This window comes from Ruminococcus sp. CAG:330 (assembly GCF_000437175.1).
Lineage (GTDB): Bacteria > Bacillota > Clostridia > Oscillospirales > Ruminococcaceae > Ruminococcus_C.
In genome coordinates, this window is record NZ_FR897987.1 from 1 (window position 1) to 17,180 (window position 17,180).

At 53.9% G+C, this 17,180-nt stretch carries 10 protein-coding genes; all 10 read right to left on the reverse strand.

Going from position 1 to position 17,180, the window contains the following annotated elements; all coding sequences use genetic code 11:
• Positions 1–354 precede the first annotated feature (354 nt).
• The 10 genes from QZL66_RS00895 to QZL66_RS00940 all read right to left on the reverse strand — a co-directional run bounded on the left by QZL66_RS00895 (position 355) and on the right by QZL66_RS00940 (position 17,174).
• On the reverse strand, positions 355–864 hold the full coding sequence (locus QZL66_RS00895; RefSeq protein WP_022409890.1) for a hypothetical protein: 510 nt from the start codon (positions 862–864) through the stop codon (positions 355–357).
• Between the two features lie 76 nt (positions 865–940).
• Positions 941–3,793: an RICIN domain-containing protein gene (locus tag QZL66_RS00900; protein WP_022409891.1), complete on the reverse strand. Its 2,853-nt coding sequence runs from the start codon at positions 3,791–3,793 to the stop codon at positions 941–943.
• A gap of 438 nt (positions 3,794–4,231) precedes the next feature.
• Positions 4,232–4,996 (reverse strand): thioesterase II family protein, encoded by a 765-nt coding sequence (locus QZL66_RS00905; protein WP_022409892.1) that lies wholly within the window; start codon positions 4,994–4,996, stop codon positions 4,232–4,234.
• A gap of 12 nt (positions 4,997–5,008) precedes the next feature.
• On the reverse strand, positions 5,009–7,249 hold the full coding sequence (locus QZL66_RS00910) for an ABC transporter permease (protein ID WP_022409893.1): 2,241 nt from the start codon (positions 7,247–7,249) through the stop codon (positions 5,009–5,011).
• Positions 7,250–7,276: 27 nt separating this feature from the next.
• Entirely contained in the window at positions 7,277–7,978 is a 702-nt protein-coding gene (locus tag QZL66_RS00915) for an ABC transporter ATP-binding protein (RefSeq protein WP_022409894.1), read from the reverse strand.
• A gap of 11 nt (positions 7,979–7,989) precedes the next feature.
• A complete protein-coding gene (locus QZL66_RS00920) occupies positions 7,990–8,772 on the reverse strand; it encodes a hypothetical protein (RefSeq protein ID WP_022409895.1) in 783 nt (260 codons plus the stop codon).
• Positions 8,769–10,001: a beta-ketoacyl-[acyl-carrier-protein] synthase family protein gene (locus QZL66_RS00925; RefSeq protein WP_022409896.1), complete on the reverse strand. Its 1,233-nt coding sequence runs from the start codon at positions 9,999–10,001 to the stop codon at positions 8,769–8,771. The genes QZL66_RS00920 and QZL66_RS00925 overlap by 4 nt, the downstream gene beginning before the upstream one ends.
• A 3-nt stretch (positions 10,002–10,004) precedes the next feature.
• The gene (locus tag QZL66_RS00930) at positions 10,005–10,235 is read right to left on the reverse strand and encodes an acyl carrier protein (protein ID WP_022409897.1); all 231 of its coding nucleotides are present in this window, start codon (positions 10,233–10,235) and stop codon (positions 10,005–10,007) included.
• The gene (locus QZL66_RS00935) at positions 10,186–10,986 is read right to left on the reverse strand and encodes a thioesterase II family protein (protein WP_022409898.1); all 801 of its coding nucleotides are present in this window, start codon (positions 10,984–10,986) and stop codon (positions 10,186–10,188) included. The genes QZL66_RS00930 and QZL66_RS00935 overlap by 50 nt, the downstream gene beginning before the upstream one ends.
• A complete protein-coding gene (locus QZL66_RS00940; RefSeq protein WP_022409899.1) occupies positions 10,983–17,174 on the reverse strand; it encodes a non-ribosomal peptide synthetase in 6,192 nt (2,063 codons plus the stop codon). Before QZL66_RS00940 ends, QZL66_RS00935 begins: the two co-directional genes overlap by 4 nt.
• Positions 17,175–17,180: the final 6 nt, after the last annotated feature.

The window sequence follows — 17,180 nt, forward strand, 5'->3', positions numbered from 1 at the left end:
AAATCCGCATATATTTCCTATGAACACAAGCTCTAACAATTTCGCACAAAGAATCAAAATATCAAACGGCACGCCGGATTCTCTCCGGCGTGCCGTTTTTTGTCCCGCTGCTTTTCCGCAGAAACGGGATAAATTGCAGTGTTAAACCGAACTCCACCGCCAAAAGTTTTTTCTGCGGGAACTCCCAAGTGCCTCTTACGAGGCAAAATCATAAATTTTTCAGAAGTCATTCACCGAAAACCCTGAACAGAAACCGTACATTCTAAAATAACGAATAACGGATCACAAAAACATCGAACATCTTCCAGGCATTCATAAAAAACAAGGCGGGATTTCTCGCAGACGGAAAACTTCTCAGAGTTCAATTTCCATCTCTACTGTATTGTTGATGTAGTCCAGCGCAGTCTGCGCTCTGGAAAGCTCCTCCATCACAGCGCTGTGGTCGGCGTCTGCCTTGGCAATGTCATAGTTGGCATAGCGATAGTCGATGACGGACGAGCTGTTACGCAGGAAAGTATCCTCCCGTGCTTTCGGCAAAACATCTTTCATGGCGGAGAGCTTTTCCATGCGCCGGGTCAGCTGGGGCAGATAGATCAGCATTTCGTCAATGGTCATGTTAAATTCCGGAATCACCGTGGACGCATTGAAACAGTTCAGAGCATGCTTCAAGTGACGAATCTTGGCCTCCACCTGACTCTGTGCCTCCTGCATTGCCGCATAGTCGTATTCCGGACGAACCGACTCCACGTCCTCTCCCAGCGATGCGCAAAATGAACGGGTATTGTTCTCCCGTTTTTGAAGTGTCCGAAGTTCCTCATTCAGCTGGCGGAGTAATTTCGCCGCCTGAGCAGATGTCATCTTCATTGCAAGTGCCTCCTTTTTCCTGTTTTTCTTATTATACCAGATGACGTGTTCCAAATCAAGTCATTCTGAAAATTTTTTACCCGACCAGCAGTTTTTCCCGCAGCAAGCACAGATCAAAACCATTGAGCACCCCATCAGCATTCAGATCTCCCACCTGCCAATTGGCAAGCTTCGTTTCCGATGTTCCCAGCAGCCACTTTTGCAGCAGCACAAGATCCGTCAGATTTGCCTTGCCGTCTGCGTTGACATCACCGGATATCGCAGGCGGTTCCGTAGTAGTCGCTGCGGTTGCCTTTGTGGCAGCAGTCGTTTTGGCGGTGGTTGTGGTCGTCGTCGTGGCGGTAGTCGTCGTCACTTTCGTGGTTGTAGTGGTGGTTTCTGTCTTTGCCTGCCATCTCTGACAATCGTTGTTGGTCGGCTCCCACTGCTGCACATTGGCACCGTTTGCGGTTGCTGCACCGGCAACCTCCACATAACAGGAGTCACCGGAGGCATGGGTCAAAATGCTGTAAGAACCATCCAGATTCTTGGTAAAGCGGAACAGCTGGGCGCTGTCCTTATTAGACCACACAGCAATCGCCAGATTTCCGCCGTTTTTGCTGCCGTCCGCTTTCAGCGCATAGCCGCTGTCCTGCTGCGAGCGAATCCAATAGTAATTGCCGGAACCAAAGGCTCGAAGTGTCCACTTCTGGCAATCCAGTCCATTGGAAGCCCACTGCTGGACGTTGGTGTTATCTGCCATTTTTCCGTCTGCAATGTCCATCACCAGACCGGAACCGGCGTTTTCAAAGGTATAGATCACGCTGGTATCCATCGCACAGCCGGGATCTGCCACTGGTTCCAGCGTCCAATTCTGACAGGTTGCCCCGTTGCACTCCCACTGCTGCACATTTGCACCGGAGGTTGTGGAGGCATCCGCCACCTCTACCGCAGAATTTCCGCCGGAGATGCCAGTTCGAATGAGATAGCTGCCGTCCCCGTTTTTCGTCAGCATGAACTGCTGATTGGAACCGCCATTATAAGGATAGATGTCGAGATTCGTCCCGTTGGCAGTCTTTTTTCCGGCGACATCCAGCACATAGGTTCCGCCGTCGCCAACCACCGAAGCAAGATAGTAGTATCCCTCTCCGGCACTGCAAAGCTTCCAGATATCGTGGACGGAAGTGCCGTCTGTGCCCCACTGCTGGACATTGGCACCACTCTGTGCAGCAGCGCCTGCCACCTGCAAGTACAGTCCGGAGTTGACGTTCCTGATGCGATACGTGGAGCCCTCTGCAAATGTCTCCGCCTGCGGTGCGCTTGGTGCTTCTGTATAGCCTGCGCTTGGCACACCGGCAGCAGCATACCGCAAATACATCATGTTATTCCGATTGTCCTGACAGCCGCTGTAGTTCTGACAATAGGTCTTTGCCTCGTCAGCGGTGCGGGAAACGGTATTGTAGTTGGAAGTTGGCCGCCATGTGCAGTCCTGTGCATAGCCCTCAATGGTCGTCCGCTTGCAGTTCACCGATTTGGAACCGGATTCCGCATAGGAACCGGGATAGGTCACAGTGTTCCAGTCGCAGATGACATTTCCGCCATCCTCATAGTAGCAGTTTTCTGCAAAGATTTTCGACGCTGTGTGTACCGTATACGCCATGCTGAACGTCTTGACATAGTTGTTCAGCGAATGGAAATAACCGTAGCGCATTAGTCCCGGTCCACGGGTCAGTGTCTTTTCAAAGCGGTTGCTGATGATGGACATCCGAGGATAATTGTTGTAAGTCTGATAGGAGTTCTCATCGTCCGCCGGATAGCCTAGAATCACGCCATACTCGTGAAGTCCGAACGAGCAGTCCGAAACGGTAGTATAATCGGCATCATAGCAGCACGCCAAAAATTTGTCCCAGTCCGGCAGACCGGTAGAAGCCGTATTATAATCGCTGTGTCCCACAAAGGTGCAGTGATCCACCCAGAGATTCTGACCGGAACCGAGATAGACGACAATGGAGTCGTTGCCGTTGGACTCTGCATCGTGCTGCAGCTCAAAATTTTTCAGAATCAGGTTGTTGCCCGTTCCGCTGTTGGAGGACGTACAGAACTGTACATTGTACATGGTATGTGCCGCATAGCTTCCGATGATGGTCTTATTGCTGTGAACATAGATGCGTCCGTCCGGACAATAGTTGCGTCCGGAGGAGTCCTTTTGCAGCGTGGTGACACTGAGATTTGCTGTGACTACGATGGTGTAGGGCGTGTCTGAAGTGGCGTATTTTTTCAAGTCGGCAAAGGTGGAAACTTCCACGATCTCGCCGAACAGACCGCCAATGTCCCCCGCCTTGATGTTGCCGGTGTTGTCATCAAAACAATATCCGGCAAAGCCCTGCAATCCGTCGGCATTGAGCAGCCAGAGCTGGCTGTCTGCGCCGGTGTATTTGGCAAGAGTCATGCCGGAAGCACCTGCGGTCAAAGCAAGAGCAGTGTCTGAATAGTTCACGATCTTGTAGTACAAATCATTGCCCAGATGATCCTGCGCCACAGGGATGACGTACCAATGCTGGGACTGCGCCGACTCACTGCCGTACAGAATCACGTCAGTTCCGGCAGATACACGATAATTCCGCGGGGTCAGCAGCCGTCCGGACTGCGCATTGACCAGCTTGAAAAAGGTACCGTTTCCGTCCTTTCCCACACGGTCAAACCGCCACGATGCAGACAGGTCGCTGCCCTGTGCCTGCAGCGAAATCGCTGCGCCATCGGACGTTCCGGTTTCTGTCAAAACTTTGGCGTTGGTTTTATCGGCGAGCTGCATCAGCTGTGCGGGATAATCCGTGGAAACTGCCGATGCCGAGAGAACCGCCCCGTCCCATCGAAACAGCGGCAGCATCCAGGCTGTCAGCAAAACCAGCGACAGGAGCAGCGCCTGCCGCATACGAACCCAATGTTTCATTTTTCCATACCTCCTTGAAATTGGCGTGCATTTCGTCGAACGCCGTCAATACAAATGAAACTATCAACGATATCATAGCACATTTTGTTGAAAGTGTCAATATTCAAAAAGAAAAACTTGCAAAAGTCCGCTCATTTTCTTCCAAAAAGCGCAATTTTGCAAAAAATCATGAGAAAATACTGCAACATACGGATTTGCTTTTGGCAACACCGCACAAAGATTGTGCGACAGATGCGTCGTCAAATTTTTCGTCAGATGAAACAAAAAGCGGAGTGAATACTTGATGTATTCACGAGCATTTTTGTGAAATATGACGGGAAATTTGCAAGCAGATGGCGTGCAAAGTCACCAGACGCTCTTTGTGCGGTATTGCCTTTTATCTTCTGCAAATCAAAGCGCCCCTGCTTCCGTGAAATCGGAAACAGGGGCGCTTTGTGCTCATATGCTTAAACCTGCAAGTTCCTGCAGCAGATGTTCTGTCACCAGCTGTCCCACTGGCTTCTGGCACTGATTCAGATAGAAGTGACCGCCGGAAAATTCCGTAGCGTCTACTCCCTCTGAAAATGCGCCCCACTGGGCAATCAGGCTGGCATCCTGAAACATGGGGTCCTGATTGCCATAGAGCACATGCACCTTGGTGTGCATTTTTTCATACGGCACACGAGGGCGATATTGCAAATGCATCGCCAGATCCTGCTGCATCAGCGGCAGGAAATAGCTGCGAAACATGGGATTTTCGGCAAACGCCGCATCGATCATGCCGTTATCCAGCAGGTAGCGTGTCATGTCCTCCGGCGTGAGCTGCATGTCCGGAAAGAAGTTTTCGCAGGAGGGCGCCGGCGCCGATGAGGCGAAAAACAGCACCGGCTTCACACCGTATTGTTTCTGCGCTGCGATTGCAGCTTCATACGCCACCAGCGAACCGGTACAGTGTCCGAAAAATGCCACCGGCTTCTGAAACAGCTGCGGATTTTCTGTCACAAATGCCTTTGCGCAAGCCTCCAGTGTATCGAAATTAGGAATGCCGGCGTTGCGTTCCCTGCCGGGATAGAGCACCGGACAGAGGTTGATGCGGCTGTCAATTTCCGCTTTCAGCGGTGAGAAGTATGCTGCACTTCCGCCGGCATAGGAAAAACAGAGCAGATTGACCGCTGCATCCTCGGCATACCGGGCGTGTGCGATCCATATCATTTTCTTTGCCATGATTGCCTCCTGTTATTCCCGATTGCCCTTCAGGCTGACCACCATATCGATCTTGCTGACCTTTCTCCGCAGCAGCAGCAGTGAGAAGAAGTAGCTGATGAGAATGATGACACCGCAGATGAGGACGGACGAAGTCTTGACGGTGGGTTCCAGTACCACGTGCATTACAGAAACCATGGCAGAAGAAACACCGCCCAGCATGGAAACGCATGCCGGAACTGCCAGCAGGAAGCCCAGCACCACGAGAATGTGGTTGACGTTCAGCACAATGCCGTTGATCTCCCGATCCCGGTAGCCCAGCACCTTCAGCATGGAGATGCTGCTCTTGTTTTCCTCGATCAGCATGTTGACAATCAGGTAAACAGAGATGACACTCATCAGACAGCCCATGAACATCATGCCATTGATAAAGGAACTGAATGCCGTCATCGCATTTTCAAAGGTATCCAGCATGGATTCGTTGTCGCTCAGATATGCCAGGTCATCGCTGTCGATGTCGATCTTTTCGTTGGAATATACGATGTTGTAGTAGTCGCCGTCCAGACCCATGACATCTTTAGCGTTTTCATAAGAGGTGTAAATTACCTGCTGGGTGTTGTCCGCAACTACGCCATCGATCTTCACTTCAGTCTCTTCCAGTGTCACCGTATTGGCAATGGTGATGGTATCACCATTGTGCAGATCACGTTCCACGGAAACAGCATTGGAGATATAGTATCCGCCCTTCGAAGAGAATGTGCCCTCTTTCATTGCAATGTCATCGAATGCGCTGTCTGCCGGAATGCCTGTCAGCGTAATGGCTGCGTGATTGTCGGTGGTTTCGAAAGAGACAGTGATGCCGTGGTATCCCTCGTACTTGTTCTCTGCGTCCATATGGTTCAGATAGTAGGTGTAATCATATACCGATGCGCTCTCTGCGCCCTGATCCACCAGCGCATCCACCATATCCCGCATGGCAAAGCTATCCAGACAGAGGAACGAACTGAGGAACAGACAGAACAGCACCAGCAGCGTCCGTCCCATATGGGAGAACAGCTCCCGAATCCGGAACTTCGAGCGGAAATTCATATTGCTGTTTTTCAGCATGCCCCGGTTCTTGGTCTTGCGGTCGTCCCGTTCGGTCAGCATAGAAACCACGCTTCTGCGGAGCATCCGCACGGTCTTCCAGTATGCCACCAGACCAAACAACACTGCCGGCAAAAGCAGACAGAGAATTGCAACGACAGGTCGGATGTAGTAGTTGTAGTTGATGCGCTGGTAGTCGATGACAAAGTACATCGCCACGCCCTTGCCGCAGAGCAGCGCCAAAATCAGTCCCAGCACACTGCCCAGCACGCCGGGGATCATGGCGTAGATCATATAGTGCACGCCGATTTCCCGCTTGCGGTAGCCCAGCGCCGTCATTGTTCCCACATACTTCTGTTCCCGTTCTAGCATTCTGCCGATGACAATGGAAACCAGCAGCAGAATGACAATGACCAGAATCGGAATCAAAACAAAGGCTTCCGTAGTAATGGTCTTTCCCGCATTGGCAGGCTGTTGAATACGGCTGTTGGCGTTGGCTGCGGTGTAGACATAAGCGCTGTAATCGTGGTAGATGGTATCCCGAAAATCATCGGAGAGGGATTCCTTCTCATATTCCACAGAATAGTAGGTAGTTTCCTCCCACGTGTGTTCCTCCCGCAGCTTGTCGTATGCCTCCGGTGTCACCTGTACCATGGCGAAGTTTTCCTTGTCCACCCACGGATCGCTCTCGCTCTTTTTGGAATAGAGGTAATCCGGACGAACGGCAAGTCCGCTGATGTGAAAATCCTCGCCGTCGATACGGTAGATGTCGCCGATTTCCAGTTCATTGGCATTGGCGAAATCACGGTCCAGCAGGATGTCGTTATCCGTCTTGACATTCTCGCCCTCCAGCAGGCTGTACTGGTTGACATTTTCCATGGGATGAAAGAACCGGAACGTCTTATCGCCGTCCTCCGCATCCATATAGGCATCCTGTTCCACCCGTGTCTGATATTTCTCCTCCAGATTTGCAATGTCATCCTCCGACAGCGGAAGTGCCGTCAGAAACTGCGCATCTTCCACGTGGCAGGTATCCATCAGACTGCTGACATCCTCTGTAATCATGATGGCATCGGTAAATCCCACCGCCGACAGGAAAACAGTAAACATCGTCAGCAAACCAATGGAGATATAAAAGGAGAGATTCTTTCGAAAATCCCTTTTAAATGTATGTTGATATGATTTCAAAGCCGTGCACCTCTCTTTCCAACGCCATTACAGTTCCAGCTCGGAAACAGGAATCTTGTGCGGATTTTTCTCCTGCTTCGTCACTTTTCCGTCCCTGACGTGGATGATCACATCTGCAAAGCCCTGGATCGTCTCATTGTGCGTAATGATCAGAACCGTAGTGTGGTACATCTGGTTGACCTTTTCCACAAAGGAGAGCACTTCCCGTGCCGACTTGGAATCCAGTGCACCCGTCAGCTCATCGCAAAGCAGCAGCGCCGGATTCTTGGCGATGGCTCTTGCAATTGCCACACGCTGCTGCTGACCGCCGGAGAGCTCGCTGGGATAGCGGTTGGCAAACGGCGTGATGTCCAGCCGATCCATCAGCTCTTTCTTGTCGATTGCCGGATTGACTGCAATGTCAATGGTGGTTTCAATGTTTTCCCGTGCTGTGAGGCTGGGAATTAGATTGTAGAACTGAAAGACAAAGCCGATCTTCTCCCGCCGGTACTCCACCAGCTGTTTTTTCCGATAGCCGCTGATCTCCACGCCGTCCACGATAATCGTACCGCTGTCCAGCGTGTCGATTCCGCCCAGCATATTCATAAGCGTACTTTTTCCGGAGCCGGATGCGCCGAGAATAACGCCGATCTCCCCTTTTTCCATGGAGAAACTTGCGCCGTCCAGTGCGTGGACTGCGGCATCTCCCTTTCCATACTGCTTGACTGCATTTTTCACTTCAATAAACACAATGATCTCTCCTATTTCTGCGCGTTACGGTTCTGCAATATCATACCTGCCATGGTTCTCTGCGCCGACACGGAGCAAAACAGCACCTGTTCCGTTCCGGCAGCAAGACGGGCATACGCCGCCTGCAGGGCACGAATCCCGCCCATTCCGCCATCCAGCGGAGGGATCTCCTCGTCTGCGCCAAGTTCCGGCGTGTCGGAGATCGTCCAGGGGCGCTGAGAAAGTCCTGCATCCCGACAGAGCTGCTCCAAAAACTGCGCTGTCATCTGCTGCTTCTGCGCCATGTCATAGAGGAAGCCTGTTCGGACAGCGAGCAGCGTGGCTGCCGGTTCAGTTTTGCTAAGAAGCACTGCACCGCCCTGTGCGGTATCGCCGTACATATCCCCTTCCGTCAGAAGCACCGTTTCCGCCATGCCGTCCGACAGTGCATCTGCTGCCAGAGCAAGTCCTTGTATGCCCACCAGCTTGTCGCCGATGACGGACATCTGAAAGCCTTTGATGTGGCAGGTGATTCCTGTCTGACACGCCGGCTCACAGAGAATGGAGTGAATGGCTTTCTGCGGACGCATACCACGGATGCCCCGTTCGCAGAGCTTTCCGCCGTTGAACCGGTAGATATCCGCCGGTCCCTGTGCATAGGCACCAATGATGCCGATTTTCTCCGCCGATTCCGGCGGATTCTGTGCCAGCACTTCTTGCGCTGCTGCTTGTATAGCTGTTGCAGTTGTACTCTCTTTCGCCTTTTCCCGATAGGGTGCAGACGCTTCTGCAATTCTACCGATTCCAATGTTCATGCCGGTGCCTCCCCTCTCCACTTTTTCAGCAGGACACAGCTGTTGCTTCCGCCAAAGGCATATGCGCTGTTCAGCACAACCTCCGGTTCCAGTTTCTCCGGCTGTGTCACCAGCCGGAACGTGCAGTGCTCATCCAGATTCTGCACATTGCAGTTGGGCGGAACTACACCGGTATCCAGCGTTATGGCGCACGCTGCAAGCTCCAATGCTGCCGCAGCACCCAAAGCGTGCCCCAGTGTTCCCTTGATGGAGGAGGCGGAAATTCTGCTGGCATCTTCGCCAAAAAATTCCGAAACTGCTTTCATTTCGCAGGCGTCGTTGGTCACAGTTCCAGTGCCGTGCAGGCAGATGTAATTGATGGCATCTCTGGCAATGTGCGCATCGTTCGCGGCACGCTCCATTGCTGCAAGAATCCCCGTTGCCTCCGGATCCATCGCTGCCATGTGGTAGGCATCGCTGCTCTGTCCCTGTCCGATGATCTCGCCGTAGATGTGTGCTTTTCGTGCCAGCGCTGTTTCCAGCTCCTCCAGCACCAGAACTGCGGCACCTTCGCTGAGGATAATGCCGTTTCGATCCCGATCGAACGGGCGAAGCTTTTCCTTTGCCAGCGCCCGAAGAATGGAAAACGTTCCCTCGGAGATCATGGAATACAGATCCACACCGCCGGTAATCACCCGCTTCAATCTGCCGGAGCGAATCATCTGAAAGGCATGCGCTGCTGCAATGTTTCCCGATGCGCAGGCATCTGTGTGCAGCAGCACATCCCCGGAACAGTGCAGCCGTCGGGCAATGGCAGCTGCAATCTCTCCATGGGGCATTGCTGCCATCGCCTCCTCCATGGACAAGTCCGGATGTTCCTTCAGAAGCTGTTCCAGACAGTGCAGCTCCCCGTGAGTCGTTCCAAGGGAAACACCGCACGCCAGCGGAGAAACATCTGCCGAAGTCTCCGGCAATCCGGCATCCTCCGCTGCTTCCACAGCTGTGGCAAGGGTCAGACGGCAGCAAGGCGCATAATCCTTTTCCTGCGGTGTCAGATATCTCGCTTCATATGCTGCCAGTTCCGCTGCATCCAGCAGTCCGTACTGTCCCTGAAACTCCTCTCCATATATCCCGCCTTGCAGCGGTGTCATATGGCTCTCTCCCTTCCAGACATTCCGGAAAAAAGCATCCTTGCCAAATCCGCTGACGGAGGCAACGCCGATTCCCGTAATTACAACACGATGTTTCATGGCTTAAAGTGCCTCCAGATAATCCACGATCTGTTCCACACAGGTCAGGCTGCGGATGTCTGTCTTGGGAATCCGCACATCCAGCTGATCTTCGATCTCTGCCACGCAGTCCAGCATTTGCAGCGAATTCATTGCCAGATCCTGTACGAAATGATCCCGATCCCCGATCTGCTTCGGCTCGATCTCAAGCGCGTCTGCGGCAATCTCCCGAATCTGTTCCTTGTTTACGATCATAATAATACACTCCTCTTTTCATCTTTCTGACGGTTTCCAATAATGTTTCCAGATACTGTTCGGATTCCAGCACAAAGAAGTGCCCGCCCTCGAACACGGTTTCCTCAAATGCCCCGTTGGTCACCATGCTCCAATGGGACATCTGCTCCGGCGATGTCTCCACATCCTGCATGGCGCAGTGGGCACAGATGGGGGCATGAATGCAGCCCTTGTCATAGCAATAATTCTCGAACAGCGCATAGTCGCTGAGAATGATGGGGGCGAAGTAGTCCATGAAGCCCTGATCTTCCAGAATCCGGTCATCCATGCCGCCCAGCCGGCGCATCTCCTCCAGCAGTGCCTCTCTTCCCATGCAGCTGCGGAAGGAACTGCAGTCCCGATCAAAGGGTGCACCCCGTCCGGCGACTACCAGACCCTGTACCGGCACGTGCCATTTTTCCAGACACTTGACCGTTTCAAAGGCAATCAGCGAACCAAGGCTGTGGCCGTAGAGATAGACCTTTTTTCCAAGGCATGCTACTGCAATTTTACCGGCAAGCTCCTCGGCAATCTCGCAGAGTCCGCTGGAGAATTTCTCCCCCATCCGGCAGCCGTGGCCGGCGTACTCCACCGGTACCACGGCGATGTCGTTCTTCACACCGCACCAGCTGCGCAGCTGTCCGGCGTTTCCGCCGGCGTGATGAAAACAGAACAGCAATGTGTCTGCCTCCGGCGGAATGCCAAACGGAAAGCACTTGTCTTTCACTTTCACGATTCAGATGCCTCCTCTTGTACCAGTGCAGCCATACCGGAAACCGTTGGGTCGGTAAACAGCTCGGTGATCTCAATCTCTCTTCCGGCAAGGTCAGACAGCATGGTACGAACCTTGACAATGTCCAGAGAGTCACCGCCGAAATCGAAGAAATCTTCGTCGGCCTCCGGAATCTCCTGCGTATTCAAAACGCTCTGCCAGATTGCTGCGATCTGCTGTTCTGCTGCACTCAGCACCGTTTCTGCCGTGCCGCTGTGCTGCTTCAGCGTTTCCACGCCCTGTGCCACCAGCGCCTTGCGGTCGATCTTGCTGTTGGCAGTGAGCGGAAGTGAATCCACCTGGAACAGGACGGACGGCATCATATAGCCGGGCAGCCGTTCCCTGGCGGATTCCAGCAGCGCTTCGGTCATATCATCGCCGGCGGGATTTTCTGCAACCACCGCTGCTGCCAGATGTGTTCTGCCGTTGTGTGCAATGGTAAAGGCGCACGCCTCACGCAGCAGACCGCTGTGCAGCAGTGCCGCTTCGATCTCGCCCAGTTCGATGCGGTGTCCACGGATTTTCACCTGGAAGTCCTCCCGTCCGAAGAATTCCATCGTGCCGTCCTCCCAGTACATGCCGAGATCTCCGGTGTCATAGAGCCGCTGTCCAGTGCGCTGGTCTGTGAGGAACCGCTCTGCGGTCAGAACCGGATCGTGCAGATAGCCCATGGCAACGCCGGTTCCCGTGATGTACAGTTTTCCGATGACGTTCGGCGGACAATCCTGCATGTTCTCGTTGAGAATGCGGAATCCCTGTCCGGACAGCGGATAGCCGTAGGGTATGCTGCGCCAGGACGGTTCGACTTTCGTCACCGGATAATAGTTGGACCAGATGGACGCCTCGGTCGCACCGCCCAAGCTGTAGACAGCGGTATTCGGAAGTGCTGCCAAAAGTTTTTCCGGCAGCGCCAGCGGAATCCAGTCGCCGCTCATCATGACCACCCGTAGCGATGCCGCATCTGTTTTCAGTGCCACATTCTCCGCAAAGAGCTGCATGAATGCCGGAACGCTGTTCCAAACGGTGACATGCTGTGCACGCACCAGCTCCGCCAGACGTTTCGGGTCTTTTCGGTCTGCCTCGCTGGGCACGACCACTGCACCGCCGCAGCTGAGCATGCCAAAAATGTCATAGACCGAGAGGTCAAAGTTCAGTGCAGAAACGGCAATGGTACGGTCAGTGCTGCCGATGCCAAACCGCTGACTGACATCCAAAATCGTATTGACAGCGCCACGGTGAGAGATCATTACGCCCTTTGGTGTACCGGTACTGCCGGAGGTAAAGATGATATAGGCGAGGTCATCCGGCTGGCACACCGGTGTATATACCGGAAGTTCTGCTGCCGGCGTCTGTGCCTCCACGAAGATCGGACGCACGGAAAGTCCTGCGGCACGGTCTGCCAGTTCCTGCTCTGTGAGCAAAAGATCTGTCTCCGCCTTTTGCAGGATCTCCGTGATACGCATATCCGGATTGCCCACATCCAGCGGCAGATAAGCAGCCCCTGCCATGAGAATTCCCAGAACGGCTGTCACCTGCCGCCACGATTTTTTCAGCAGCACAGCAGCAATTTTCTGACCGGACTGCTGCACGGCACGGCTCAGCTGATATGCCTCGTAAAACAGCTGTCCATAGGTGATCTCCCGTTCTGCATCAGCCACAGCAATTGCATTGGGATTGCGCTTTACCTGCTCCACGAAGAGCCGTTCCAAGGTCATTCCGCCGTCCACCGGCGGAATGGCGGAAAGCTTCTCCCGCTGAGGCAGTGTGGGAATCATGGCGTTGCGGTAGAGCACCTCAGTCATATTCACATTCCACACTTCCGAGGACTCTGCCAGATGCAGCAGCAGGCTGCGGTAAAACTCCGCCATCTCCCGCACGGTCTGTTCCCGGAACAATTCCTGAACTGCTTCAAAGCTGACATAGAGTCCGCCGTTCAATTCGGTCACCTGACAATCCAGCCATACCTGCGGGGTTTCCGTGGAAATGCGTGCGACGTTTCCGAACATGCGCTCTGTCTTTCCGGCAGTCATGCCCACTGTTACAGTGAACACGACCGGGAAGATCACGCCCTCCCGCTGGTTGGCACGGGCATAGTCCCGCTGCACCTCTACACCGCCGTAATAGGGGTGGGACATATGCGATGCCAGATCGGTCTGGATTCTCTGCGCTGCCTGCGCAAAGCTCTCGCTGCCCCTGACCTCCATGGACATCATGGAGAGCAACGTGAAGTCGCCCACCAGTTCCTGAATCTCCGGATGCGAAAACAGACGGTTATATTGTGTCAGATTGACAGTGAATGCCGGACGGCGGCTCCAGAGCGCCAGCATCTGTGCGTATGCCGTCAGCAGAACGGAAGAGAGCGTCAGTCCGTTGTTCCGGCAATTTTCCTGAAGCTTCTGCCATACTGCCGGTTCCAGCGCTTTCTGGATGTGCAGGATGCTCTGAGTTTCCAGCGTGTCGGGAGAGGTCTCCGTAAACAGTTCCGGTGCCGGATGCATCTTGGCGATCTGCTCCTGCCAATACGTTTTATCCTCAGCGTACCGCTTGGTCTCTTGCAGCGCATACAGTGCCTGCACATAATCCCGGAACGAGAGATGCCGTTTTTCCACGGATTTCTGCGGATCTTCGTAAAATGCGTTCCACTCACGGAACAGCAGCTGCACACTGAAGCCATCGAAAATCAGATTGTCCAGATCGAGGAACAGTCTGGTCTGTGTTCCGCTAGTCACCGCAGCCACACGGAACAGCGGCCACCGGTCAGACTGGAATCGCTCATGCTCCATCTCCTGCCGCAGAGCTGTGCAGGCATCCTCAAATGCTGCGCCGTCTGTCTGCTGCACAGCAAAAGTATAGTACGGAACTTCCGACAAAATCACCTGCATGCCATCGCCACGCACCACGGCACGCATCATTCCCTGCTGGGCAATCACATAATTGAACGCCTGCTCTGCACGGGAAATGTCCAGATTCTCGCACTGCACCTCGCAGAATGCATGGGTGGTAACACCGCTCATTTTCAGCATACCCTGTGCACCCATCCAGTAGGAACGCTGTACGGCAGTCAGCGGGAATGGCTCGTTTTCCAGTTCCGGCTCCGGCTGAATTTGCGGCAGTTCCTCCTGATGCGCCGTCTGTTTCTCTGCCAGCGTCTGGCAGAACGCCTGCAATACCGGCGCATTGAACAGTTCTGCGATTTCCACTGAGATGCCCAGCTTCTGTTGAATCTGACTGGTTACACGAAGTCCGGTCATGGAGTCGCCGCCGAGATAGAAGAAGTTGTCGCTGCGTCCAACAGCTTCCTCGGAGAGTTCCTGCTGCCAGATCTCCGCTACCGCCTGTTCCAGTTCGGTCTGCGGTGCCTCGTAGCCCGATTCCTCCAATGCGGGAACCGGAAGTGCCTTTCGGTCTACCTTTCCGTTGGGTGTCAGCGGGAAAGCATCCAGCTGCACCAGGAAGGACGGCACCATGTATTCCGGCACACGCTCCGCAATGGAGTGAAACAGCGCTTCCTCGGAATAGGGCACGCCTTCCTTCGGCACAACATAGGCAGTGAGAAAGCTTGCACCACTTTCACTTCTTGTGATGACTGCCAGCGCCTTTTCCACTGCCTCGGTTTTCAGCAGAGCGGACTCGATTTCTCCCAGCTCAATGCGGAAGCCGTGCAGCTTGACCTGCTGGTCGATTCTTCCGCAGAAGATGACATATCCCGCCTCGGCAAATTTCCCGTAGTCCCCGGTGCGGTACAGCCGACCGAACTGCGGATGCTGGAAATAGTGCGCCTCGGTTTCCTTGGGACTGGCGCAGTACTCCTTGGCAACGCCTCTTCCGCCAATGCAAATCTCTCCCTGCACGCCAACCGGACAAATTTCTCCGGCTGCATTCAGCACATAGATAGTCTGGTTCGCCAGCGGATAGCCATAGGGAATGCTGTTCCATGCGGGCTGTACCTCATTAATGGGATAATAGATCGACCAGATGGATGCCTCCGTTGCACCGCCCAGGCTGCAAACCTTTGCCGCCGGAAAACAATTCTGAATCTTCCGGGGCAGTTCCAGCGGAATCCAGTCACCGCTGAGCAGCACATTCCGCAGCGGTGAACCGGAAAACGATTCGCCGGAATCCGCCAGCAGCTCCATGATTGCCGGAACGGTATTCCAGAAGCTCACCGGATAGCGGTGCATTAGATCAGCAATGGTGTCAATGTCTACCCGTTCGCAGAGCACCAGATGGGCGCCGGTGGAAAATGCGCCGAAAATATCGTAGACGGAGAGATCAAACCAGAAGGCGGAAATGCCGATGATGCAGTCTTCCTCGGTCACGCCAAAGCGGCTGTTGATGTCCTGAATGGTGTTGCACACGGCATCCTGCGTGATAACAACGCCCTTGGGAACGCCGGTACTGCCAGAGGTGAAGATGATATATGCCACGTCTTCCGGATTTCCCAGAAGCGGCATTGCACCATCGGGATTTTCTGCAGTCAGCGTCTGCACCATGTCCGCAGTCAGAATTGCCGCAGCATCGCAGCTCTCCCGAATGGCATCAATCCGCTTTTGCGGATAGGCAAGATCAAAGGGCACGTAGGCGTTTCCGGAACGAAGAATGCCTAGCATGAGGAGAATGGTTTCTCCGCAGCGCTTTCCGTCCACCATAATGCATCTGCCGCTCCCGTACTTCCGGCGGAGCGTTCCGGCAATGGTGCCGGCTGTGTCCCACAATTCCCGATATGTGTAACGCTTTTCTCCCGCCGTCAGCGCAATGCGGTTGGGAGTGCGCTCCACCTGCGCAGCAATCAGATTTTGCAGTGTCGTCACAGGAATCTCTGTTTCCGTGGCATTATACGCCTCCACTTCCTGCACCGGAATTCCGGCGGATGCCGGACGATTCTCCCAAGTGCCCTCGATGGTATCCAGAAAATACAGGAACATATTCTGCACAAACGACTCCGGCAGCACACCGGTCAGGTAATCCCAGCGCACCTCCAGTTCGCCGCAATGCTCGGAAATCTGGCAGTCCACTGCCAGCTGCGGTGTCCGGCTGATGCGGTACACCATTTCGCCCAGAAAATCCCAGTAGCTCTCGTCGCCGGCAGTCAGACGGCTGGTAAAGGCAAAGGGAAATGCTGCCTTGCCTCCCAGCTGTTCCCGCCGTGCGATCTCTTTCATGACATCCAGGCCGTCAAAAGCAGTGTGTTTGAGATACGTCCGGATCTTCTTTTGCAGCTTACGGCAAACCTCTGTCCACGGCTGTGTGCCGCCGCTCTCCAGATCTACCAGCAGCAGCTTCGTGAAATCTCCGATAACATCGGAAAAGACATGCTGCATGGGGCTTCGTTCCGAAACGGTCATGCTGACAGAGAGGGCATCGGTTCCGCTGAATCGGCACAGACACTTGCCATAGCAGTAGAGCAAATAAACCGAGGGCAGAATCCGGTTCTCGTAGAGCACATCCTGCAGCTTCTGGTAAAATTCTGCCGAATACCGTTTTACCTTGGTGTCAAAACGTCCGCTGCTGTGTTCGCCGGCCTCCAGCGCAATAGCAGGTGCCAGCGGCATCTCCGGAATCTGCCTCTCCCAGAAGGCACGATCCTGCTCCAGCTTCCGGCTGCGTTCTTCTGCCAGAAGTTCCACATACTGCCGATAATCATGGAGCAGCGGTTCCGGTGTCAATTCCGGATTCTCGTAGCAGTCGTGCAGCTCCTTGACGAGAATCTCAATGCTGAACCGGTCTACCAGCATCATGTCGAACGAGAATACCACCCGGCTCCGGTTCTGCGGAAGCTGGTAGAATGAGATGCGGAACATGGGCCACTGTCCCACAGGAAAGATCTCGTGGGACTGCTCCTCCCGCAGTTTCCGGAAAAACGCCTCGATTTCCTCTTCCGAACTATGGGAGAGATCAATCACCGGCATGTGATAAACAGGAATCTCTGTCAGCTCCGCCTGTGTGCCGTCCGGAAAAATTACGGTGCGGAGCATGGGCTGATGCACGATTACCTTTTGAATTGCCTGTGCCAGCCGTTCCCTATCGCATGTGCCCTCGCACTCAAAGTAAAATCCTGTGGCATTGCCGCCCAGATCAGCGGTAGGATCCCGTCCCATCAGATACGCCAGCGCTACCCCGGTCAATGAAAATGATGTTTGATGTTCCATAGTACC